Below are 25,036 nucleotides of genomic sequence, written 5' to 3'. Positions count from 1 at the left end.
GATGCCATTGCGTTTAGTATGTTATAATCTAACTATTCCGATAATTAATTTTAAAATCACAATGATTCAATCTTATCTTACCAAAACAACATTTAATCAATTTCCACTTCATCCATTGGTGATAAAAGCACTTGAAAAAAAAGGTTTTGTTTATTGTACGCCAATTCAAGAACAAGCTTTACCTTTCACAACAAAAGGAATTGATATCGCTGGTCAAGGACAAACAGGCACTGGCAAAACAATGGCGTTTTTGGCATCAACATTTAATTACTTGTTGAATCATCAACCTTTACCCGACCATAAAGTTAATCAACCAAGAGCTATCATTATTGCCCCTACGCGTGAATTAGTTGTGCAAATTTACCATGATGCAGAATTATTAGCGAAAGAAACCGGCCTTAAATTAGGATTAGCTTACGGTGGTGATGGATATGATAAACAATTAAAGATGTTATCCGCAGGTGTAGATATTTTAATTGCCACAACAGGGCGTTTGATTGATTATGCTAAACAAAAATATATTAATTTAGAATCAATCCAAGTTGTAGTTTTAGATGAAGCAGATCGAATGTTTGATTTAGGTTTTATTCGAGATGTACGTTGGATATTTAAACACATGACACCGCCAGAAAAACGCTTAACCATGTTATTTTCTGCAACGTTAACGCATAATGTACGCGAACTTGCGTTTGAGCATATGAACAATCCTCAATATGTTGAAGTAGAACCAGAACAAAAAATTGGTCACCGCATTAAAGAAGAATTATTTTTCCCATCAAATGAAGATAAATTAGCTTTATTACAAACACTTATCGAAGAAGAATGGCCAGATCGTTGTATCATTTTTGCAAATACTAAAGTCGCTTGTGAGAAAATTTGGCGTCATTTAATTGCTGATGGTCATCGAGTTGGATTGTTAACGGGTGATATTGCTCAGAAAAAACGTTTATCTATTTTAGAACAATTCACGCGAGGTGATATTGATATTCTGGTTGCAACAGATGTTGCAGCACGTGGATTACATATTCCGAATGTAACACACGTATTTAATTATGATCTTCCTGATGATTGTGATGATTATCGCCACCGAATCGGTCGTACTGGGCGTGCAGGAGCAGATGGTAACTCTATTTCGCTTGCATGTGAGCGTTATTCCCAGAATTTACCTGCCATTGAAAAAGCAATCGATCATGCTATTCCAGTTAGTCAATATGATCCTTCAGCACTATTGACTGACTTACCTACTCCCAAAGCATTTAGACGACCTCCTCGTAAAAGATCATCTTCTCAATAAATAGATAGATAGTTTTAAAATATTATTGTTATCTAAAAATGAGTTTACATACTAAAGTTACTCATTTTTAGATAGCAAATAACCTATTTTCTTTTATAGAGTTAATGGTCTTTAATCTCTATCATTTAAACAGCATATGGAGTTTGAGCCATATTTTCTAAAAAATATTTGTAGGCAAGCTCAATTTCATTTTTGGTTGTTTTTGATAATGAAGCCACATGGCATCTTTGCAATGAGCTATATAATATAAAGAGAATATTGATCGATATCTCTTCTTTTTTATTTTTGATCTTATGATATGCTTCTAAATGTCCTATTTTTTGAAATGTATCTACATCTTTAATTCCAACACTAAATAACAATCGTTCAAGTGATAATGTCATGTTGGGTAGCTCTTTGATTCGCTTAGTTTTTATCTCATTTTTTTCTAATTGTTCTTGTTTGGCGTGTTCTATTACCATGTTAGCAATCGAATGTAATTTAGGGAGATCATCTAGCCATTCATCATTAACTTTATAATAATCAAGCAATTTAGTTGATATCCCTGAAGATAAAGTTAAAGGTTCCATTCCCTGTTTAATAAAAAAAGAACGATAAGATGCATGCCCTCTTAAATAAAAATCGTTAGGCCCGATCCAACCAAACATTGTCGTACCACTGTTAATACTAAATCCACCAAAAAAAGTTTTAGTTGAAATATCATCTAATGTAGAAAATTTATTTAATATTTTTTTTGCAAATGTTGAACTCATATTTTATTTCCATTTTTTAATTATTATATTAAATTACTAAAATAACTAACTTTACAATTAAAACTATCGTATTTTTTTAAATACTCCAACTATTTTTATGAGCAATTCATAATTATGCGATCTACCTTCCATAAATCGTATTACTTATTGAAATAGATATTTTTATTATTAAAAAAACACGTTTTAAAATATTGTGTTAACACTTATTTGATAGGTTATAAATAAAGAAAAATAGCTTAGAGATTGTTATTATGTTTTAATAATTATACAATCTTTACTAGTTCATATTAATAATATTCATTTTGCTTTGATCTACTATCATGATAAAAAAAATTTTGGGTCCTTTTCTTCTATTTTTTACATTGACGGCACATGCAGGTAAACAACCTTTAATTGAGTCGTTTATTCTTTGCGATCCTAATTTTTTTACCGCTGTTTATAATAATAAAAATGAAATACAAAAATTCACTAATGTTCAAACTATCGATGAAAAATTAGCTTACATTCCTGTCTCTAGTAGATTTGACTCCACCAAAAACTTTATCTATTTTTCAACACCTATTATTTATAAAAACTTAACAATAAAAGGGTATTATGATAGTGCCATGGATTTAGGTAAAATTGGGAAATATTATTTTTGGGGATTTATTATTGATAATGATATTAACAAAATCAAAAATACACTGAGTACGTTAAATTGGAAAATTATGGAAGATAACCAACTTTACATTGCTAACCCTAAAATTCGCAATATTAACGAAGACATTCAAGTTTGGCACGATAATAGAGGAACGGTAGTCGGTGTAAAAACCATTCCTGCACCTAACACTGCTGAAAAGTTATTATTACTTGAAAAAAATGCAAACTTAACTTTACTTATGTGTTCTATCCAAGGTGCAGTGAGCTCAGAATTATTGAAACATGAACGCCCTGATATTCAGTAAATATTTTTTAAATAGCTGATTCATCCATTTCACCCGTTCGAATACGTATTACCTGTTCTACGTTATACACAAAAATCTTACCGTCCCCAATTTTTCCTGTCTGTGCAGTTTTCATAATTGTTTCAATACACATTTCCAAAATATCATCAGGAACTATCAGTTCAATTTTTACTTTGGGTAAAAAATCCACCATATATTCAGCACCACGATAAAGCTCGGTATGTCCTTTTTGGCGACCAAAACCTTTAACTTCGGTCACCGTCATACCAGTAATACCTTGATCAGCAAGCGCCTCTCGAATGTCATCTAATTTAAAGGGTTTGATAATCGCTTCAATTTTTTTCATCTCTATTTGCCTTTTATTCGATATTACCAATTCTTAAATCCAAAAGCAGAAGTAATCGGATAGCGTCTGCCTTTACCAAAGTTACGTGCCGTAATTTTAGGCCCTACTGCTGATTGGCGTCGTTTATATTCATTAATATCAACTAATTTTATGACTCGTCTTACTGTTGATTCATCATAGCCTTGCTCAACCAGTTCTGCAACGGAAAGATCCTGCTCAACATAGCCTTTTAAAATACCATCTAAAATATCATAAGGAGGTAAACTATCTTCATCTTTCTGATCTGGTGCAAGTTCGGCAGAAGGCGGACGAGTAATGACGCGTTCTGGAATAACATAAGATCGTGTATTTCGATATTTGGATAATGCAAAAACCAAGGTTTTAGGAACATCTTTAAGTACATCAAATCCGCCTGCCATATCCCCATAAAGAGTGGCATAACCGACCGACATTTCACTTTTATTACCCGTTGTTAACACCAGTCTGCGACGTTTATTAGACAGTGCCATTAAAATGACACCCCGACAACGGGCTTGTAAATTCTCTTCAGTGGTATCTTTTTGTGTACCTGCAAACATTGGACTTAAAGACGACATAAATGCATCAAACATTGGTTCTATTGATACAATATCAAATTCTACGCCTAAAATTTCGGCTTCTTCTTTAGCATCAGCGATACTGATATCAGCAGTATATCGAAACGGCATCATTACCGCTTGTACTTTATCTTTACCTAACGCATCAACCGCAATGGCGAGTGTTAAAGCAGAATCAATCCCTCCTGAAAGCCCTAATACTGCACCTTGAAAACCATTTTTCGTAATATAATCACGTGTTGCAAGCACTAACGCATCATAAACAGAAGCTAAATCATGATTCTGACGAATTTCCAATGCAGGATGATCGAGACCAAATTCAAAATGAGTAATTTGTTCTTCAAAATGATTAACTTGACAAACAATCTCGCCTTTTTCATTGCAAACAAACGAACCGCCGTCAAAGATCAACTCATCTTGCCCTCCAATTTGATTAACATAAACAATCGGTAGTTGTGTTCGTGTAGCATGATCTTGGATCAATGCTTGACGATTTTTCTGTTTTTGATAATCATAAGGAGAAGCATTTATTGTGATCACCAAATCAACTTTTTGTTCACTAAGCTGATCGATAGGATCATTTTGCCAAAGATCTTCGCAAATTAATAACCCTAATTTTTTTCCTTTAAAATTTACAGTACCATTTTGATTACCGACTGTAAAATAACGCTTTTCATCAAAGACATCATAGTTTGGCAACAGCTGCTTATGATAACAAGCCAACTGTTTCCCTTCCGAAAAAAATGAAAGTGAATTATAGATTTCTCCATTTTGCCAGGATGGATGACCGACTATAACAGCACACTGCTTGCTTACCTCTTGAATAGACAATAACGCTTTTTGGCAACGAGCTTTAAAATCGGAGCGGAAAATAAGATCCTCTGGTGGATAACCACATAAAGCCAGTTCAGAGAATATAATCAGGTCGTGGCATGAATGGCGCTTGATCAGTTCGATAATCTGCTCAGTATTGCCTTCTATATCACCCACACGCCAATTTTTTTGTGCTAAAACAATAGATATAGCCATATAAAATTTAATTTCATAAAACAAAATTGCCGATAAGTTTAAATGATTCTATGTTGCACTGCCACATTTTTATCGCTAACATGCAACATTAACTCGACTTGAACTTGTTTGGAAATAATTATGCAAAAAATTCTAAATGTGGCACTAGCAAAACGTAGCTATCCCATCACTATTGGTGAAAACCTTCTTAATGAATTTGAACATTTTAAACTTCAAGCAGGTCAACGGGTAATGATTGCAACAAATGAAACCATTGCACCACTTTATTTGCAAAATCTAATCGACATGCTTAAAACGCATGGCATTGAAACAGATTGTGTTATTGTTCCTGACGGTGAACAATACAAAACGATGGAAACATGGAACAAGATGTTAACGGCGTTACTTGCCAATAACCATACCCGTAATTCAATCCTGATTGCATTAGGTGGTGGCGTGATTGGTGATGTAGCAGGATTTGCAGCTTCAGCTTATCAACGTGGTATTAAATTCATCCAAGTACCCACGACGTTACTTTCCCAAGTTGATTCATCGGTAGGCGGTAAAACCGCGATTAATCACCCATTGGGCAAAAATATGATCGGCGCATTTTATCAGCCACAAGCAGTTGTCATTGATCTTCATTGTCTAAAAACGCTACCACAGCGTGAACTTTCGGCAGGTTTAGCAGAAGTGATTAAGTATGGCATTATTTTAGATAGTGATTTTTTTAATTGGTTAGAGCTGCATATTAATGATTTACTCAATTTAGATGTAAATGCACTAAGTTACTGTATTTATCGCTGCTGTGAGCTTAAAGCCCAAGTGGTCGCCGCAGATGAAACCGAGCAAGATATGCGAGCAATACTTAACCTTGGTCATACTTATGGACATGCGATCGAAGCCGAACTTGGCTATGGCAATTGGCTACATGGTGAAGCAGTCAGTGTGGGAATGGTCATGGCTGCGCATACTGCATCCATATTGGGTAAACTTTCAGTGACGGAAGTCGATCGCATTAAAAATTTACTCATAAAAGCCAAACTACCCGTTGTTAGACCAACACAAATGTCGATTGAATCTTATATACCACACATGCTCCGTGACAAAAAAGTCTTATCAGGCAAACTGAGATTAGTGATTCCAACCCAGATTGGTCATGCTGAAGTGATTGATGGAATTGATAAAAATGTAGTCATACAATCGATAGCGCGAACTTAAATTGAACTAATTAACTAATAGCAACGTTTTTATCGTTATTAATCCATGCACGGATAATATTGAGTGATTAAGTCACTATCAGGTTTTATTAGCGTTTATTTATAAACATGATATTTAATGCGGAATATGTTTCCGCCTTAAAATTTATTAATATTAAGGGAATATCACTCTCCTCTTGCAAGTATTCAAACCATTAACAACAGGTTTTAAAGCGTGTGCAATTATACCCATATCAATTAATCAATATAAATTGTAAAACATTTATTACAGTTGAGATAACATTGTCGATCTATTCATTGTAATCTATAAAAAACACATAATTTATAGATACAATAAATAAAACAGTCTTTATTATTTAAGATTTAAAAAATTTAGTTTACTACGTTGTATTTTTGTGTTTACATATTGTCCGTTTATGTAATAAATATTTTACATATAAAATATTTAAATGACTCTCATAAGGAATGCAAAATGTTAAAAGATACACTCAATAATGTCCGAATTCGAGATGAGCACATGTTAATTACCCCTGAAGAAATAAAAGCGCTTTACCCTTTATCACATGAATTAGAAACGCAAATTGCATCATCACGTCAAACCATAGTTGATATTTTAGAACGCCGAGATCACCGCTTATTAATTGTATGCGGCCCTTGCTCTATTCATGATACTGATGCTGCCATTGAATATGCACATAAGTTAAAAAAACTAGCTGACGAAGTTAAAGACAATCTATTTATTGTCATGCGTGTCTATTTTGAAAAACCAAGAACCACTGTTGGTTGGAAAGGTATGATCAATGATCCGCATATGGATAGTTCGTTTGATATTGAATTTGGTCTAAAAAAAGCACGTAAATTATTGCTTGATATCGTCAAAATTGGGTTACCAATCGCGACTGAAGCACTCGATCCCAACACACCGCAATATATTGGTGATTTAATTAGTTGGGCTGCAATTGGGGCAAGAACAACAGAATCACAAACTCATCGTGAAATGGCATCGGGTCTTTCAATGCCTGTTGGTTTTAAAAATGGGACTGATGGTAGCTTAGATGTCGCTATAAATGCGATGAAATCCGCTTCAATGGCACACCGTTTTGTCGGGATTAATCAGCAAGGACAAGTTACCGTACTTCAAACACTGGGCAATCCAAATGGGCATGTCATTTTACGAGGTGGTAAAGCACCTAATTTTGATGCTGAAAATGTTGCACTTTGTGAGATCCAAATGCAAAAAGCAGGCTTACTACCTAATCTTATGATTGATTGCAGCCATGCTAATTCTAATAAAGATTATCGGAATCAACCCATTGTTGCTAACTCAATCATTGACCAAATTAAACAGGGTAATAATGCTATTATTGGCGTGATGATTGAAAGTAATTTAAACGAAGGCAATCAATCTTCCGAACAACCGAAAGAAAACTTTAAATATGGTGTATCAGTGACGGATGCTTGTATTAATTGGGAAACAACCGATCAGCTGTTACGAAAAATGAATACTCTTTTAGGAAAACCATTACTTAATCGACAAAAACAGTCACCACAATCATAAATATGTTAGTTTAGATAAAATGCTATCGCCGACAATTTGCCGGCGATTTTTTTAGCCTAGTTGCTTACGTGCATTACGGAAAATACGCATCCAAGGACTATCTTCTCCCCAATTTTCGGGATGCCATGAATTGGTTACCGTTCGAAATACTCGTTCAGGGTGCGGCATCATAATCGTTGCTCGACCATCTTGTGATGTGACAGCAGTTATTCCATTTGGTGAACCGTTAGGATTAGCAGGATATTGCTCGGTCACTTGTCCAAAATGATCGATATAACGAACAGCAATTAAACCTGATGCTTCTAACGCATTTAGATGCGCTTGATCACGCGTTTCGACTTGTCCTTCACCATGTGAAACTGCGATTGGCATATGCGAACCTGCCATATCACTTAATAGTAAAGAAGGGCTTTGTTGAATTTGTACCAAGCTAAAGCGAGCTTCAAAACGTTCCGATACATTACGAACAAAACGAGGCCATAATTCTGCACCAGGAATCAAATCCTTCAAATTTGACATCATTTGACAACCATTACAGACGCCTAATGATAAAGTGTTATCACGTTGAAAGAATGTTTCAAACTCTTGTCGAACTTTTTCGTTAAACAATATTGATTTCGCCCAACCTTCACCTGCACCTAAAACATCACCATAAGAGAAGCCACCACAAGCAACCAATGTACTAAATTGACTCAATGATACACGACCTTTTAATAAATCCGTCATATGTACATCAATGGCATCAAACCCCGCTCTGTCAAATGCAGCAGCCATCTCAACATGGGAATTAACACCCTGTTCACGTAAAATGGCGACTTTGGGTTTAACGCCTTTAACTATATAAGGAGCAGCAATATCATTCTGAGGATCAAAGGTAAGTTTTACATTTAAACCAGGATCACTTTCGTTTTGTTTCGCTTGATGTTCTTGATCTGCACATTGTGGATTATCACGTAGACGTTGCATCTGCCAGGTGGTTTCAGCCCACCATGTTCGTAACGTGGTCCGTGATTCACTGTAGACTACAGCTGAGTTGTTGCGAATAATAAATTGTTGCCCCGTCTTTGCTTCACCAAGCACATGAACGGTATGTGACAATCCATATTGATTAAAACATGCCATGACACTTTCCAGATGCTCGTTTGCCACCTGAATGACAGCACCCAGTTCTTCATTAAACAGGGTTGCAATCATATCGTGACCTAATGCTGCAATATCAACATCAATCCCACAATGACCGGCAAAAGCCATTTCAGCTAATGTGATAATTAATCCGCCATCTGAGCGATCATGGTAAGCAAGTAACGCATCTTGATTGATAAGCGTTTGGATAGCCTGATAAAAAGCTAAAAGCTCTTTAGCATCATGTACATCAGCTGTTTTTTGTCCTAAGTGACGATAAACCTGTGCCAATGCTGTCGCACCCAGTGCTTGATGACCTTTGGAAAGATCAATAAGTAATAAGGTATTATCAACATCAACCCGTAATTGGGGAGTCACTGTTTTACGGACATCTTCAACACGAGCAAAAGCCGAAATGACTAACGATAATGGTGAGATTACCGATTGTTGTTCACCATTTTGTTGCCATGTGGTTTTCATCGACATGGAGTCTTTTCCAACCGGAATGGCCAACCCTAATATTGGGCATAATTCTTCACCTATCGCTTTTACGGCATGATAAAGTCCAGCATCTTCACCTGGGTGGCCTGCTGCAGCCATCCAGTTAGCTGAAAGCTTAATTCGCTTGATATCGCCAATGTTGCTTGCCGCTATATTGGTAATGGCTTCACCCACGGCAAGTCTTGCCGAGGCAGCAAAGTTAAGTAAAGCAACCGGTGCCCGTTCCCCCATTGACATGGCTTCACCATAATAACTATCTAAACTCGCCGTTGTCACAGCACAATCAGCGACCGGTACTTGCCATGGCCCAATCATTTGGTCTCGTGCAACCATACCGGTAACAGTGCGATCACCGATAGTAATTAAAAACGTTTTTTCAGCAACGGTCGGTAAATGTAAAACCCGTTTAACCGCATCATATAAATTGATATCAGCCGTTGAAAAATTATCGCCATGTGCTTGTTGTGTTTTGACTTCTCTTAACATTTTAGGTGTTTTACCCAATAAAACATCTAAAGGTAAATCGATCGGATTATTATTAAAATACTCATCATGTAGTGTCACCGTTTTATTAAACGTAGCTTCACCAATTACCGCATACGGTGCGCGTTCACGTTGACAAAGTTCATCAAATACATCAAGACTATCTGGGTGAATGGCGAGAACATAACGTTCTTGTGATTCATTACACCAAATCTCTAGCGGTGACATTCCGGGTTCATCACTTAAAATTTTCCGTAATTCAAATTGACCACCACAGCCACCATCACTGACCAGCTCTGGCATCGCATTTGATAGACCACCAGCCCCTACATCGTGAATAAATAAAATAGGATTATTTTTGCCAAGTTGCCAACACCGATCGATGACTTCCTGACAACGACGTTCCATTTCGGGATTATCACGCTGCACTGACGCAAAATCTAAATCAGCATCAGATTGTCCCGATGTCATTGATGATGCCGCACCTCCTCCTAAACCAATATTCATTGCCGGCCCACCTAACACAATTAACTTAGAACCAGCAGGAAACTCACCTTTTTGAATATGTTCTCGACGGATATTGCCCATGCCTCCAGCAAGCATTATTGGTTTATGATAACCACGAAGCTCATAACCATTGTGGCTATTAACGTATTCTTCATAGGTACGAAAATACCCCAATAGCGCAGGGCGACCAAATTCATTATTAAATGCAGCACCACCTAATGGGCCATCGACCATAATATCTAACGCACTGACAATTCGGTCAGGTTTACCAAAATCGTGTTCCCACGGTTGCTCAAAATGGGGGATACGCAAATTGGAAACCGAAAATCCGACTAAACCCGCTTTCGGTTTTGCGCCTCGTCCGGTTGCGCCTTCATCACGAATTTCCCCCCCACTACCCGTTGCTGCGCCTGGCCAAGGTGATATTGCTGTGGGATGATTATGTGTTTCAACCTTCATCAAAATATCGGCATATTCCTGATGATAACTGTAGGTTTGATTACTACTATCAGCAAAAAAACGTCCAACTTGAGAGCCATCCATTACCGCCGCATTATCTTTATATGCAGAAGAAACATAATCGGGTGTCTTTTCATAAGTATTTTTAATCATTTTAAACAGCGATTTAGGCTGTTTTTCACCATCTATAACCCAATCGGCATTAAAAATTTTGTGTCGACAATGTTCTGAATTTGCTTGGGCAAACATATAAAGCTCGACATCCGTTGGATTACGATTGAGTTTTTGGAAGTTTTCAACTAAATAATCCATTTCATCTGACGCTAACGCTAAGCCTAATTTAATATTTGCCGCTTCTAATGCCATACGCCCCTGACCTAACAAATCAATAGTAGTCACAGGAACAGGTTGATCGACTTTGAATAACTGTTCTGCTTGTTCCAGACAAGTCAAAACTGTTTCCATCATTCGATCATGAATGAATGCCAAAAAATCGTTTTTTTGTATATCAGTCAACGGTGAACTCGTTTGAATATAATAAGCAATGCCACGCTCAATGCGTTGAATTTGTCGTAAACCACAATTATGCGCTATATCGGTGGCTTTTGATGACCATGGTGAAATTGTCCCTATTCTTGGTATAACTAAAAAAAGCGTTTTGTTTGATTTGTTCGAAACAGTGATTTGAGCCGATTTAGGGCCGTATTGTAATAATTTCTCGAGTGTTAGCTGCTGAGCAGAAGATAATTCACCTTTCAAATCAATAAAATGCAAATATTGTGCTTCAACACTCATAATAGGGATAGATTGTTCAGAACAAGCGGAGAGAAGTTTATGAATACGAAATGCAGATACAGCAGAAGAACCAGCTAAAATTTTCATGCTAATTACTCTTTTTAAGCCAAAAATAGGTAAAAAATAGAGCAATAGTATAAAAGAAAGTGAACAATGTGGCTATCTTTAAAACAGCAAATTTTAGTGTTTAAAAAAGTTACAATTTATGTATATATTCTTTATATTTTGGCAAGTTAAGCTCAATATGAGTCATACTCAACATTATCAAAAAATATCTTTTTTTGACTTATTATTAGGGTATCGTTTATTGTGTTAGCAATTCCTTTTGTCATTAAAACGAATTAGACGGCTTTATTTGAAATCATAAACCCTTAATGACAGTTTTGGGGGGTTAATTTTAGCGTGCATTTCGCTAGAGTTTGATTATTTAAGTACGATCATATAGATAACAACATTATGTTATACATAAATCATTTTTTCATAAATTTTTGATCATGCAGAGTTTAGATTGCAATAATGATATCGATAAATGCATGAATGCTATTTTTAATAGCGATAATAAATATTTGATTTTTTAGATTATGCTTCAGCCAATACAAAATCATCATGGTTAAACGAAAATACCTTATCGCTAGTTTTAAATCAAAGATTTATTGGAAGATTGTCTGAATGAAACTAATAAACTTTCTGGTAAAAATGTACTAACTCAATATAATATCAATAAAAGCACAAATTTTAATTTTACGAAATAGTTAATTAAAGGAGGATTAGTAATGGGTTCTATTTTATTTTTTAAACCTATCAATGAAACTAAAAAGAAGAATGAAATTTGATAATGTTTAATAGATTGATTTTGTGACATTAAAGTTTTAGCTAAATGGAATTTATTATGATACTTGCAATTGATGTTTATTATATCGATACTCGAGCAAAAACAGTGGGGGTGTTATTTAATCATTGGTGCGATTCAAAATCTGACATTCAAAATATAATCACTGACTATCAAGATAATGTTGCTCCTTATCAATCTGGTCAATTTTATGAACGTGAATTACCTTGCATTTTATCCCTGCTCAATAAAGTTGATCTTAATAAAATTTCAACAATTGTCATTGATGGTTATGTGCATTTAAATGGGGGTAAAATAGGTTTGGGTGGGCATTTATATAATGCTTTAAATAAAAAAGTACCTATTATCGGCGTGGCTAAAAAACCTTTTGCTGGAAATAGTGAATATTTAATGGAAGTTGTCCGAGGTCATAGTAAACATCCGCTTTATGTAACCTCAGTTGGGGTAACGCTAACGAGTGCTGCTAAAAATATACAATCAATGGCAGGTAAATACCGAATGCCAGATATCCTCAGTTATTTAGATCAACAAACAAAATTATTCAAAACTGGGGAGTAATCCATTTAAAAAGTGATTTGCCGACATGATGTCGGCAAATCTGGTTAATTTAAGCTTCGTTCCAACTATCTCTTAACCCAACCGTTCGGTTGAATACTAAATTGTCATCGGTTGCATATTTACTATCTAAACAGAAGTATCCTTCACGTTCAAATTGATAAGCATGTCCAACTTCAGCATTTTGTAAACTTGGCTCAACAAAACCCTGTTTAACGATTAAAGAGCTTGGGTTAATGGTTGATAAAAAATCGTCTGCTGCCCCAGGATTAGGGGTACTAAATAAACGATCATAAAGACGAATTTCTGCTGGTTTAGCAAATTTGGCTGAAACCCAATGAATAACGCCTTTAATTTTACGTCCATCTTCCGGATTTTTATTTAAAGTGGCAGGGTCATAACTACAATAAATCGTTTGAATATTGCCTTGTGAATCCTTTTCAACCCGATCAGCACGAATGACATAAGCATTTCGTAAGCGTACTTCTTTACCCAATACTAAGCGTTTGTAATTTTTGTTAGCTTCTTCTCTAAAATCAGCACGATCGATATAGAGCTCACGAGTGAATGGCACTTCACGATGACCAAGTTCAGGACGATTTGGGTGATTAGGCACGTTGAGAACTTCATCAATTGTTTCAGAATAGTTTTCAATTACCACTTTAACAGGATCAAGAACAGCCATCGCTCGCGGCGCGTTTTCGTTAAGATCTTCACGGATACAAAATTCAAGCGTACTCATCTCTACCGTGTTTTCTTGTTTCGTCACACCAATTCGACGGCAAAACTCTCGAATTGAAGCAGGCGTATAACCTCGACGACGGAGACCCGAAATAGTTGGCATACGAGGATCATTCCAACCATCAACGATTTTTTCTGATACGAGCAAATTTAATTTCCGTTTAGAGGTAATAGCATACTCTAAATTTAATCGAGAAAACTCATATTGATGTGGGCGAGCTTCAATCGTTATGTTATCTAATACCCAGTCATATAAACGACGATTGTCTTGAAATTCAAGCGTACAGAGTGAGTGAGTAATATTTTCAATCGCATCAGATATACAGTGGGTAAAATCGTACATTGGATAAATACACCATTTATTGCCTGTTTGGTGATGTTCTGCAAATTTAATACGATATAACACCGGATCACGCATAACAATGAAAGGTGAAGCCATATCAATTTTTGCTCTTAGACATGCTTTACCTTCAGCAAATTTACCTTCTTTCATTTGAATAAATAATGCTAAATTTTCATCAATGCTACGATCACGATAAGGACTATTTTTACCCGGTTCTTTCAACGTGCCACGATACTCACGAATTTCATCAGGCGAAAGCTCATCAACATAGGCTAATCCTTTATTGATTAACTCAATCGCATATTCATATAATCGGTCAAAATAATCAGATGAGTAACAAATTTCACCATCCCACTCAAACCCTAACCAACGAACATCTTCTTTTATCGATTCAACATATTCGACATCTTCTTTAACAGGATTAGTATCATCAAAACGTAAATTACATTTACCTTGATAATCCTGAGCAATCCCAAAATTTAAGCAAATTGATTTGGCATGACCAATATGCAAATAACCATTTGGTTCTGGAGGAAAACGTGTATGCGTCGTTTTATATTTTCCTGCTGCAAGATCTGCATCGATAATTTGACGTATAAAGTTAGTTGGACGTGTCTCTGTCTCGGTCGGTAGTGAACCGCTCATAAAAACCTCTGATTGTTGTTAACTAATACAAAATTTTAACTATTAGTTTGGTTACTTATCTCATTTGACTTGAGAATATAACAAATTTTTTGTTTTTCTGAAATGAAAAAACAGCATGATTTGAATTGATATGCTTTTCTGTTTTCTAAAAACGAATTTCCAATAAAATTATTCTTCACCAGACTTTATTGAAACAACAAATCTTGCACCGCCTAAAGGGCTAGTGACAACAAATGCTTTCCCATTATGAAACTCTGCCATTAATTTTACATAAGCTAATCCAAGACCATATCCACCTGTTGAACGAGTTCGACTGGTATCAAGCCTTGCAAAGGGCATAAAAATTTTTTCACGTGCATCAAACGGGATACCGGGACCGTCGTCATCAATCTCTATAATAACTCGATTGTTCTGTTTTGTAATATTTAATACCGCTTTATGCGTTGCATATTTGAACGCATTAAGTAATAAATTCTTAACAATGGTTTCAACCAGATTAGTATCAATAAGCGCTTTTACGTCTTGACTGTGACAAACTAACTCAAATCCTTTAGGTTTGAATAATTCGAGTGATTGACAAACTTTTTCCGCCCACTGCTTGAGTGATACCGACGTTAAATTTAACTCAATATTACTTTGCTGCATTTTAAAGTAACTTAAACTTGCATTAATGAGTGTTTCAAGTTCATTAATATCATCGCTCATTCCTTTTTGCAGCAATAACTTTTCTTGTACATCATCACATTCTTCAAGCATACTGAGCTCAAAACGCATACGAGCCAGTGGCGTACGAAGTTCATGCGCCATTGCATGCGAAATGGTTTGATTAGTGCTAACTAAATGCTCAATGTGTGTTCCCATATTATTTAACACATTTGCTAACGGTTTAAATAACCAGCCTTTAACATTTTCAGTGCGCGCTTTAAGGTTTCCTTGACCAAGCTGTTCGGCTGTCTGTCTAATGCTAACCAAATCCTTCCAAACAGCACTAAACGCAAAATAGATTAAAATAAAAAAGATAATTGCACTAAAAAGCGCCCAAATAACGAGAAAAACACTTAAAGACATCGTGTTTGATTCTAGAATATCCCGCATCATAATAGGGCCTAACTGAAGAAGATGCCCCTCTTTTAAATCAATATAGACCACTTCTTTGTCACCATCATAGGCAAATCCAAGTTCTGCTAACTCTTTATTGATGGAATGGGGTAACGAAGTATGACTCGGTAAAACTTCAATCGGATACCCAAAATAGGGTTGCAGTTCATCAACCACTTCTTGCAGAGGACGATCTTTATTCTCATTAATTTGCATTCGAATCAGATTAACCGTACCTCGTTGTGATTCACGAAAGACAATGTGGTCATCAGGAATATCCGTTAATGAAGAAGGCAAAGAATCAAAAACGAGTAATGCACCATAGGCAATAATACATTGTAGCGAAAGTAAGATAACCAGATAAAAAATAATCCGACGATTAAAAAACAGCGGTTTTGCTAATAATTGTCTCAATGATTATCCCCTTCTCTCATAAATAAATAACCTTTCCCTCGAACCGTTTTAATACGGGAAGGGTTATCAGGATCATCAAGTAACTTGCGTCGTAATCGAGAAATACGAGCATCGATAGAACGATCCGTTCCATCAAAATCTATACCACGAACTTGAGAAAAAATATCATCTCGAGATAAAATTTTACCTGCATTATTTGCCAACAACCAAAGTAGATCGAACTCTGCTGTGGTGAGATCGATTTCTTGACCTTCGAGTAATACTTTTCGATTTTCATCATCGATAATCAGATTATCAAAAATCAACGTTTTATTATTCGTTGCCGTGACGGGATCTTTATTTACTTCTTTATCGGATTCAATTTGCTTTCGTCTTAGTAAAGCTCGAATGCGTGCCAATAATAACCTTGGCTCGACTGGTTTTGCCAGATAGTCATCTGCTCCCAATTCCAAACCGACAATTTCGTCAATATTATCTTCACTCGCCGTCATGATAAGAATATAGTTTGTAAACCATGTCCGTATATCTCGACAGATATCAAAACCAGATTTTTCGGGAAGCATCACATCTAAAATAACCAAATCGGGATTTATTTCTTGAATTTTTTCTTCTGCACCTTCACCACTATTATGCCAATCAACAAGATATCCCTGGCGAACCAGATAAACTTTTATTAAATTAGCTAACCTTTGATCATCTTCAATGATTAAAATACGTTCACTCATCTTAGGTTCTCATTACCGTAAATTGTGCTAAAAGAATCCTTATTATACAGACAATTTTAACTTCGTTACAAAATATATACAAAGAGCCTACAATGTTCAAAGCGACTCTGTGAGAAAATTTGCGCCAATATATATAAATAGACTATTTTTATTTCAAATATGAATACTTTTTCATCAATTACTAGTCATCTATATACACCATCTTATACGCAACATCAAACTCCTATTGTTTTGTGTGACTTCGATGGCACCATAAGTGTCAAAGATGTGACAGATACATTGCTGAGTCATTTTGGTCAAGATGGTTGTGATGAGCTTGAAGAGTTATGGGTTAACGGTAAAATTGGCTCCCAAGAGTGCATGAGTAAACAAATTGCCTTAATGGATGCCAGTTTAGATGAACTCAATCACGTTTTATCACAAATCGAAATTGATTCAACGTTTAAATCATTCATTGATTATACTGAACAGAATAATATCCCAGTTCATATTGTGAGTGATGGGTTAGATTACGCAATTCAATTTGTTTTAAAACGACACGGTATAACACATATCCCGATATATGCCAACAAATTAATGCATGATAATGGGCGTAGTTGGCGTCTTGAATTTCCTTATGCGAATAAAGACTGTATTAAGCAAAGTGGAAATTGCAAATGTAATCATGTTAAAAAACAACAATTCTTTCCACAAATACTGTATGTAGGTGATGGCACATCCGATTATTGTGTATCTCATAATGTGGATTTTGTATTTGCAAAAGACAAATTGATTCAATATTGTGAAACCAACAAGATTGAACACTGTGCTATTCAAAGTTTTGCCGATGTCACGACAGCACTGAAAAAGACTCAAGATGCTCTTATCCCTGTCATGATGGTAAAATAATTAGGAATAATAATGAGTACAATTGAAGATTTATCTTATTTTTTACCGGGTAACAAAAATGGTGTACTTTTGATACATGGCTTAACAGGTACACCCAACGAAATGCGTATTTTAGCTAATGGTTTACATAAAGCCGGATTTACCGTGTATGCTATACAATTAGCGGGACACTGTGGTACTGAAGAGGATCTTTGTAAAACCACTTGGCAAGATTGGTATCAAAGTGTAAAAGATGGTGCTGATTTTTTAGCAAAACATGTTGATAATGTTTTTGTTGCCGGTTTATCCATGGGCGCACTCCTTGCGCTTAAACTTGCATCAGATAGACCAGGGCAAATTAAAGGTGTGGGTGTTTTAGCACCTACTTTTTATTATGATGGTTGGAGCATGCCATTTTGGGCTAAAAAATTCTTTTTCTTGCTGGTGTATTTGAAAAAACTGGGGCTTTTCCAAAAGGTTTCTTTCATCGAAAAGCCACCATATGGGCTTAAAGATGAGCGGATCCGAGCCGTTGTATCGGAAAGTATGCTGAGTGGTGATGCGGCATCTGCCGGACTTGCTGGAAATCCTTTTCCTGCACTGGCCGAAATGCAATTGTTAGCTAAAAACGTTCGCCAAGCACTACCTAAGGTGACTTCACCGTGTTTGATTATGCATTCCGGTCATGATGACATAGCTGATATTGAAACCAACGCTAAATTAGTTGAGAAACACGTTTCAGGATCAAAAAAATTAGTGGTACTTAATGATAGTTATCATTTAATTACAATTGATAGCCAACGTCGTGAAGTCATTAAAGAGTGCGCATCATTCTTCAATGAAATAGCAGAAGGAACCAATTCATAATGTCGCTATTAGTGATTATACTTTGGGTTAGTAATATCTGCTTTGATACATTAGGGCAAGTTGCTTTTAAATACGCAGCAACCGCCCCTAATAATCGAGATGGCTGGTATTACTGGGTTGATTTGGCTAAAAATCATTGGATCTGGATTGGTATAATTTCTTACGTTGCAGAATTTTTATTATGGTTAGCATTTTTAACATTGGTTCCGCTTTCTCAAGGGGTGTTGCTGGCATCATTTAATATCATCACCATTATGTTAGTTGGTCGAGTGCTTTTCAAAGAACTATTAACTGTTTACCGACTCATTGGTATGTTACTCATTACTGCTGGCGTAATCTTTGTAGGGATGTCTTAATATGGCTAGATTCTATTTAATCGGTTTTACGGTATTACTTTTTTTCGATACTATTGCACAATGTAGCTTTAAATTAACTGCCATCCATGCCGAACCACTAGCAATGAGTGTTGATTGGTTAGTCAGGGTATTTACTAATCCATGGATATACATCTCTATCGCTGGTTATGTTTTAACTTTTTTTACTTGGATGACTTTATTAAAAAAAGCCCCTGTTGGGCCAGCTTTTGCTGCCTCTCACTTTGAAGTTGTCACGGTCATGATAGCTTCGATATGGCTGTTTCATGAACCAATTACATTATATAAGTTAATTGGCACCATTCTTATTGTATCAGGTATCTTGTTTTTGGCTTTAGCGGAAAGCCAATTGGCTAAGCAAAACGCTGATAATCATCAATAAAAGTTAATTCAAACTGTAGTTGATTTCTTAAATAATCAGCTACAGCTTCTAAACTTGTCGTTATACTGATAAAGCTTTTAATAATGTTAAATTAAGCTGATGTTGTGCTTGTTGCCAATTGTGTAAGTTATCTGCCTCAATAGTGGGTTGTTTATCTAATGAACTCAGCAACCGTTTGAACCAATTAGAGGGTTGCCATATTGACAATTCACCAGTGATATCACTTGCCACAATACGTTGCTTTAACGAAGTAATGGTATCAAGCAGATGATAAGTTTGTAATTGACCTTGATCCCAATTAGTGTGAATGACCTTTTCACTTAATACATCTTTATCTATCGATAAATACACAGGTTCGGCGCTATGGTATTGTTCGGATAAGAAACTAGCAATCAGATCATCTGGCGTAGAAAAATGGCGAAAAGCTTGCCCCAAACCTATTTTTTTTGCCCACGACACATTGACATCCAAACTCCAATACGTCAGTTTTTTCTGAAAAAGGGGTTTCCATCTATTTTCCCAAAAATGGGAAAGTCCAATATCATGAGATGTGATACCTAATACATGAACATGACTGACAAAAGGTAAACTTGCCACATAGCTAACCCATGAACCACAATGAATACCAAATAAATAGCGCATATTATCAGGATGATTATCAAACACAATTACTTGGATTGGATTATCGGCGGAATAGTGTTTAGCCAACCGTTCAATAAGCAGCAATGAAATATGGTGATAATCACCACTTCCCATAAAGACTGTACCATAATGTTCAGGTAAGGATTGCTGTAATTCAGCTTTAAATTGGCAGAATTTTTTTTCAGAGCAACCAAAGCGAATCGTATCTTGCCACCGAGTTACATCAATTATTTTAGCATTATTAATCTCGCCTACACTCTGATCGAAATTGAGTATAATAGGATATGTCATGCTACTTTCTCCTTGTCACTTTCAAAATGACCAATCAATTTGCTTAAAATAAATCTTAATAATGGATTACGGATGTAAACCAAATGTTTGGTTAAAGTAAATTGCGCACCTAACGATCGTTTAACCTCAGGATCTGTCCAACCCGCAATATAGTGACTAAATCCTTGCTCAATAGCATATTCCAGATTAAAAAACCAACTAACAAAATAAAGATTAAAGTCACGAGCTTGAGGATAAACCAAGCCAATATATTTATCGACCAACATATTATTTACGACAAAGCAGATATTGTAGCCAATAAGTTCATTATCGTGATAATAGGTAAAAATGCGTGCTTGGATAGATTTACTTTGTAGCAATTGAATAAAAAACGGTTTGGTCAGTAAATCAAAATGAACCTCACTCTGTTGATAAACATTGAGGTAAAGTTGATAATAATGATCTAACACCTCATCATCAAAAAAGCACTCATCACCACTATGCAAAACCTTAATCTCTAATTTTTCGCGAGCTTTTAATTTACGTCTAAAATTCTTACGACGGCTGGACGAAAATCGTGAAAACACATCATTTAAATCACTAAAATCAATCGGTAACCAAGCTAATGCTTGTCCTTCAACTTCAATAAACCCTCTTGTTTTTAATGCCGAAATAAGCTGGTTTGAATAATGATTGTCTTGTTCGCTAAGTAAAGGCGAGGATAAAGGCAAATCTTTGACAATAACAAAAGGATATTTTTTTGTATATGCGGTTTTAATGTTATCCGCTAACTGTTCTGCTTCTACCTGATCGGTCAATAGAGCATATTCAGAAACGGTTGTTCCTATAAAACAAGTTTTCGGCTGTAACCAATGTCGCCATTTTTTAAAAAAAGGGAGTTTTTGGATCTTATGCTTAAAATCATCATCAGCAGTAGTTAATAAATCAAACTTTGCAGCAAAAGCAGGCACACCATTTTCACTCAGCCACGCCGTAAAATCTTGCGGTGGATAAGTCAAAAAATTGTCGACTAATTCATTTGGTTCTAGCTGATTGATGTATTTCATAAATATATTTAAACGATTGGCTATCATGTGCAGTCCCGCCAACAAGAGTTGACGGGAAGGTTAGAAATTAACAATTAAAGTTCTTTTTTCGCTCGGGTAATTAACTGATCAAGTAGTTCGATACCTTGATCAATCTCTTGACGAGTAATATGTAGCGATGGAGCAAAAGTGATCACGTTTTTATAATAACCACCGATATCAAGCACCAAGCCCATTTTATTACCTTTCCAATCAAGATCACCTGACATACCGATATCCACCATTTTATCTACTAACGCTTTGTTAGCGGTAAAACCATCTTCGGTACAGATTTCGGCACGAAGCGCAAGACCTAAACCATCAACTTCACCAATCTCTTTATGTTTCTTCTCAAGTGTTTTTAAACCTTCAAGGAAGTAAGCACCACTTTCCATAACCATGGTTTCGTAATCAGTTTCTGACGTCATTTTTAACACTTCAAGACCAACTGCTGTACCTAATGGATTAGAAGCAAACGTTGAATGCGTTGAGCCGACAGGGAACACCTCAGGATTAATCAACTCTTCACGTGCCCATAAACCACCTAGTGGATTAAGACCATTGGTTAACGCTTTGGCAAAGACAACCACATCAGGTTTAACATCAAAATGCTCAATTGACCAAAGTTTACCCGTACGATAAAAGCCCATTTGGATTTCATCAACAACCAATAAAATTCCATATTGATCTAATACTTTTTTCAAACCTTTAAAGTAGTTACGAGGTGGAACAATATAACCACCCGTTGCTTGTAATGGTTCTGCATAAAATGCAGCATATTCTGCTTGTCCTACTTTTGGATCCCATACACCGTGGTATTCAGTTTCAAATAGACGTGCAAACTCAGCAACTAAGTGTTCACCATACTCCTCTGCGGTCATGCCTTTTGGACGACGGAACGGATATGGGAAAGGAACAAACATAGCACGATCACCGAAATGACCATAACGACGACGATAACGATAACTAGAAGTAATTGAAGATGCGCCAAGTGTACGACCATGGTAACCACCTTGGAATGCAAACATTAATGACTTACCACCAGTAGCATTACGTACTACTTTTAAAGAATCTTCAATACATTGTGATCCACCAACGTTAAAATGAACTCGTCCTTGGTAACCAAAACGCTGTTCCATGCCTTGTGCAATGGTTTTAGCTAATTCAATTTTGGTTGGATGCAAATATTGGCTAGCACATTGTGGTAAAGTATCAATTTGCTTTTTGAGTACGTTGTTTAATCGCTCATTGGCATAGCCAAAATTACATGCTGAATACCACATTTGTAAATCAAGGAAAGCTTTACCTTCTTTATCATACATGTAGCTACCTTCGCAACCATCAAAAATCTTTGGTGGTTCAACATAATGAACAGTATCACCAAATGAGCAATATTTAGCTTCATCAGCTAATAATGTTGCATCGTCAGGACGACTATTAATCATTTCTAAAGTTGGTTTACTCATAATTATCTCACTAATCCATATTCAAACACGATAAAATGTGGCATTATTATTCTAGAAAATTGTTTGTTACAATGTACAATTAATGTATAGATTGTGTGACAATAGCTCTGTTTAATGAAATAATAATATTTAGTCAACTGATGACATAATTACTAAATGGACATCAAGAAATGAAAAAGATGTATGGTTTAATTTCGATACTTATAATTTCTGCTTTAGGATATAGCAATAGTGCCTTATCTGATCCTACGTCACTGGGTATCGGAGCTGGTTGGTCAAACTCTCCTTATAAAAGTTATAGCGCTAATTATTACCCAATACCTCATATTGATTTTGATAATGGTTCATTTTTTATCGATGATTTATCGGCAGGTTTTTATGCATATAACCATGATAATCAAAGTTTGTCTATTGGTGCTCGTTACCTATCTAACGAATTTAAACCACACGACTCAAATAATCACCAATTAAAACGACTCGATAGCCGTCATTCAACATTATTAGCTGAAATTGAATACTCTATTGATACTAATTGGGGAAGTTTTTCGAGTAGTATTGGTACAGATGTGCTAAATGAAAGTAATAGTTTATTAGTGAACGCTGATTACAGTTTACCTATTGTGCAGGGTAATTTAATTATTGTTCCAACCATTGGTATTAATTGGGCTAACAATAAACATAACGATTACTATTATGGTATCTCACATAAAGAATCTTCTCGCTCTGGATTAAGATATTTCAATGCTGATGATTCATTTACTCCATATTTAGAAATAGGTGCACAATATGCATTAACCGATCATATTGCTACATTTGGTGGAGTTCACATTGATAAATTAACAGGTGATGCAGCTGATAGCCCAATGGTTAGTAATAGTACAATAACCTCAATTTATATGGGTGTTTCATATAAATTTTAATGAGAATTAACATAATTTATATCTACTCAATATAATAACTTTTTTGATAGTTTGTATGTAATAAAAACCTATTACGTTTAAATATCATAAAGTAATTCAGGAAATCTAATATATGCTTTGGTTCAAAAATGCCATTATTTATCAACTTAATAATGACACCTTACTTAATAAAGATACAATTGAAAAAGCGATTAAATCAATCCCTTTTACGCCTTGCGGTAATTTAGATACCATAAAAATGGGATGGGTATCACCCTATAATGACAATAATCAAAACGATTTTATCATTGATATGCAAGGGCATTTTTTATTACGTTTAAAAAAAGAAACAAAAATATTACCGTCCCCTGTTATTAAACAAGCTTTGTTAGAAAAAATTGACAAACAGGAACAAGCCTTAAGTAGAAGGTTGACTAAAAATGAAAAGGCAACATTAAAAGATGAGGTCATGATTGATCTTATGCCCAGAGCTTTTAGTAAATACAATCATTTTTGGTTATGGATAGATACTGTCAATAAACGTATCATTATTGATACTAGTAGCTTTAAACAAGCAGAAGATATTTTAGCTATCTTACGCAAAGAAATGGGAGCTCTTGCATTAACGCCACTATCCATTGAAAAACCGCTTGAGCAAATCATGACAACCTGGGTTAAAGAAAAACTTAACTTCGCACCTTTTATATTAGGTGATCAAGCCGAATTAAAAGATCCACTTGAAGGAAACGGGATTATTAGCTGCAAAAACCAAGATATCACCAGCGATGAAATGCTAATACATTTTGATTCAGGCAAATGGATAACAAAAATTAAAATTATCGATGAACGTGGAGTAAATTTTATTGTAAATAGTGACTTAACACTTAAACGAATAAAATTTGATTCAACTATCTTGGACGAAAACGAAGATATTGGTTCTGATGAATTTGATAAACGATTGGAAGCCGATTTTATTATTATGGCTAACTTATTATCAACAACTATCAATGATTTTTACACAGTCCTTAAGAAAATAGCTTAAAATATTGTGTAAATTTTTTTTACATAAAGTGTCATTATTTATAGCTTTGCATATAATATGTGCTATAATCGACAATAAGTTATGTGTACCATAATTAAAAACAATAAGTAATCAATCCTTTACTCAAAGTAAAATTTGAATAAAAGGAATGTAAACAACGTCTATAACAACATTCAAGTTGAGGCA

Annotated in this window: 21 protein-coding genes; 11 read left to right on the top strand and 10 right to left on the bottom strand. The window is 35.4% G+C overall.

Annotated features, from left to right (window positions below; translation table 11 throughout):
- The first annotated feature begins 61 nt into the window (after positions 1-61).
- Positions 62-1,294 carry an ATP-dependent RNA helicase RhlB gene (gene rhlB, locus ACKJXD_RS07885; RefSeq protein WP_430876001.1) on the top strand — a complete coding sequence of 411 codons (1,233 nt, stop codon included), beginning with the start codon at positions 62-64 and terminating at the stop codon, positions 1,292-1,294.
- 125 nt (positions 1,295-1,419) lie between these two features.
- Here the strand turns inward: rhlB and ACKJXD_RS07880 are convergent, their stop codons facing one another.
- A complete protein-coding gene (locus ACKJXD_RS07880) occupies positions 1,420-2,046 on the bottom strand; it encodes a TfoX/Sxy family DNA transformation protein (RefSeq protein WP_220216416.1) in 627 nt (208 codons plus the stop codon).
- 320 nt (positions 2,047-2,366) lie between these two features.
- On the opposite strand from ACKJXD_RS07880, the gene ACKJXD_RS07875 reads away from it, so the two are divergent.
- A complete protein-coding gene (locus ACKJXD_RS07875; RefSeq protein WP_220216415.1) occupies positions 2,367-2,990 on the top strand; it encodes a hypothetical protein in 624 nt (207 codons plus the stop codon).
- A 7-nt stretch (positions 2,991-2,997) separates the two neighbouring features.
- Here ACKJXD_RS07875 and glnB read toward each other — a convergent pair whose 3' ends face one another.
- Positions 2,998-3,336, bottom strand: a complete 339-nt coding sequence (gene glnB, locus ACKJXD_RS07870) for a nitrogen regulatory protein P-II (protein WP_065586186.1) — start codon at positions 3,334-3,336, stop codon at positions 2,998-3,000.
- Between the two features lie 23 nt (positions 3,337-3,359).
- Positions 3,360-4,961 (bottom strand): NAD+ synthase, encoded by a 1,602-nt coding sequence (locus tag ACKJXD_RS07865; RefSeq protein WP_430876000.1) that lies wholly within the window; start codon positions 4,959-4,961, stop codon positions 3,360-3,362.
- Between the two features lie 120 nt (positions 4,962-5,081).
- On the opposite strand from ACKJXD_RS07865, the gene aroB reads away from it, so the two are divergent.
- A complete protein-coding gene (gene aroB / locus ACKJXD_RS07860) occupies positions 5,082-6,161 on the top strand; it encodes a 3-dehydroquinate synthase (RefSeq protein ID WP_430875999.1) in 1,080 nt (359 codons plus the stop codon).
- Positions 6,162-6,632: 471 nt separating this feature from the next.
- On the top strand, positions 6,633-7,718 hold the full coding sequence (locus tag ACKJXD_RS07855; protein WP_430875998.1) for a 3-deoxy-7-phosphoheptulonate synthase: 1,086 nt from the start codon (positions 6,633-6,635) through the stop codon (positions 7,716-7,718).
- A 51-nt stretch (positions 7,719-7,769) separates the two neighbouring features.
- On the opposite strand, the gene purL is transcribed toward ACKJXD_RS07855, so the two are convergent.
- Complete coding sequence (purL, locus tag ACKJXD_RS07850) at positions 7,770-11,672, bottom strand: phosphoribosylformylglycinamidine synthase (protein WP_430875997.1); 3,903 nt, start codon at positions 11,670-11,672, stop codon at positions 7,770-7,772.
- 802 nt (positions 11,673-12,474) lie between these two features.
- Here purL and ACKJXD_RS07845 point away from each other — a divergent pair.
- Entirely contained in the window at positions 12,475-12,993 is a 519-nt protein-coding gene (locus ACKJXD_RS07845; RefSeq protein WP_411599363.1) for an endonuclease V, read from the top strand.
- A 49-nt stretch (positions 12,994-13,042) separates the two neighbouring features.
- Here ACKJXD_RS07845 and glnS read toward each other — a convergent pair whose 3' ends face one another.
- The 3 genes from glnS to ACKJXD_RS07830 form a co-directional block, all read right to left on the bottom strand.
- Positions 13,043-14,719 carry a glutamine--tRNA ligase gene (gene glnS / locus ACKJXD_RS07840; protein WP_430875996.1) on the bottom strand — a complete coding sequence of 559 codons (1,677 nt, stop codon included), beginning with the start codon at positions 14,717-14,719 and terminating at the stop codon, positions 13,043-13,045.
- Between the two features lie 168 nt (positions 14,720-14,887).
- Positions 14,888-16,231, bottom strand: coding sequence for an ATP-binding protein (locus ACKJXD_RS07835; RefSeq protein ID WP_430875995.1), 1,344 nt, complete (start codon positions 16,229-16,231; stop codon positions 14,888-14,890).
- Positions 16,228-16,956, bottom strand: a complete 729-nt coding sequence (locus ACKJXD_RS07830; RefSeq protein WP_065558654.1) for a winged helix-turn-helix domain-containing protein — start codon at positions 16,954-16,956, stop codon at positions 16,228-16,230. Before ACKJXD_RS07830 ends, ACKJXD_RS07835 begins: the two co-directional genes overlap by 4 nt.
- A gap of 159 nt (positions 16,957-17,115) precedes the next feature.
- Between ACKJXD_RS07830 and ACKJXD_RS07825 the strand changes: the two genes are divergently transcribed.
- From ACKJXD_RS07825 to ACKJXD_RS07810, 4 genes are read left to right on the top strand one after another with little or no spacing between them, the layout of a single operon-like run.
- Positions 17,116-17,844, top strand: a complete 729-nt coding sequence (locus ACKJXD_RS07825) for an MtnX-like HAD-IB family phosphatase (RefSeq protein ID WP_294826085.1) — start codon at positions 17,116-17,118, stop codon at positions 17,842-17,844.
- A 12-nt stretch (positions 17,845-17,856) separates the two neighbouring features.
- The gene (locus tag ACKJXD_RS07820) at positions 17,857-18,690 is read left to right on the top strand and encodes an alpha/beta hydrolase (protein ID WP_430875994.1); all 834 of its coding nucleotides are present in this window, start codon (positions 17,857-17,859) and stop codon (positions 18,688-18,690) included.
- The gene (locus tag ACKJXD_RS07815; RefSeq protein WP_065558652.1) at positions 18,690-19,046 is read left to right on the top strand and encodes an EamA family transporter; all 357 of its coding nucleotides are present in this window, start codon (positions 18,690-18,692) and stop codon (positions 19,044-19,046) included. Before ACKJXD_RS07820 ends, ACKJXD_RS07815 begins: the two co-directional genes overlap by 1 nt.
- 1 nt (position 19,047) lies before the next feature.
- A complete protein-coding gene (locus ACKJXD_RS07810) occupies positions 19,048-19,446 on the top strand; it encodes a DMT family transporter (RefSeq protein WP_267350424.1) in 399 nt (132 codons plus the stop codon).
- Between the two features lie 60 nt (positions 19,447-19,506).
- Here ACKJXD_RS07810 and ACKJXD_RS07805 read toward each other — a convergent pair whose 3' ends face one another.
- From ACKJXD_RS07805 to ACKJXD_RS07795, 3 genes are read right to left on the bottom strand one after another with little or no spacing between them, the layout of a single operon-like run.
- Positions 19,507-20,379, bottom strand: coding sequence for an arginase family protein (locus ACKJXD_RS07805; protein WP_294826091.1), 873 nt, complete (start codon positions 20,377-20,379; stop codon positions 19,507-19,509).
- Entirely contained in the window at positions 20,376-21,452 is a 1,077-nt protein-coding gene (locus ACKJXD_RS07800; protein ID WP_294826093.1) for a GNAT family N-acetyltransferase, read from the bottom strand. The genes ACKJXD_RS07805 and ACKJXD_RS07800 overlap by 4 nt, the downstream gene beginning before the upstream one ends.
- A 47-nt stretch (positions 21,453-21,499) precedes the next feature.
- On the bottom strand, positions 21,500-22,909 hold the full coding sequence (locus ACKJXD_RS07795; protein ID WP_143425959.1) for an aspartate aminotransferase family protein: 1,410 nt from the start codon (positions 22,907-22,909) through the stop codon (positions 21,500-21,502).
- Between the two features lie 170 nt (positions 22,910-23,079).
- Here ACKJXD_RS07795 and ACKJXD_RS07790 point away from each other — a divergent pair, with 170 nt between their 5' ends.
- Positions 23,080-23,829, top strand: coding sequence for a MipA/OmpV family protein (locus ACKJXD_RS07790; RefSeq protein ID WP_430875993.1), 750 nt, complete (start codon positions 23,080-23,082; stop codon positions 23,827-23,829).
- A 112-nt stretch (positions 23,830-23,941) separates the two neighbouring features.
- Positions 23,942-24,850, top strand: coding sequence for a recombination-associated protein RdgC (locus ACKJXD_RS07785; RefSeq protein WP_220216401.1), 909 nt, complete (start codon positions 23,942-23,944; stop codon positions 24,848-24,850).
- Positions 24,851-25,036: the final 186 nt, after the last annotated feature.

Origin of the sequence: Gilliamella sp. G0441, assembly GCF_050589305.1 — a bacterium.
GTDB lineage: Bacteria > Pseudomonadota > Gammaproteobacteria > Enterobacterales > Orbaceae > Gilliamella.
The sequence above is the reverse complement of the archived record's forward strand: the minus strand, read 5'-3'. Positions and strand labels throughout refer to the sequence as shown.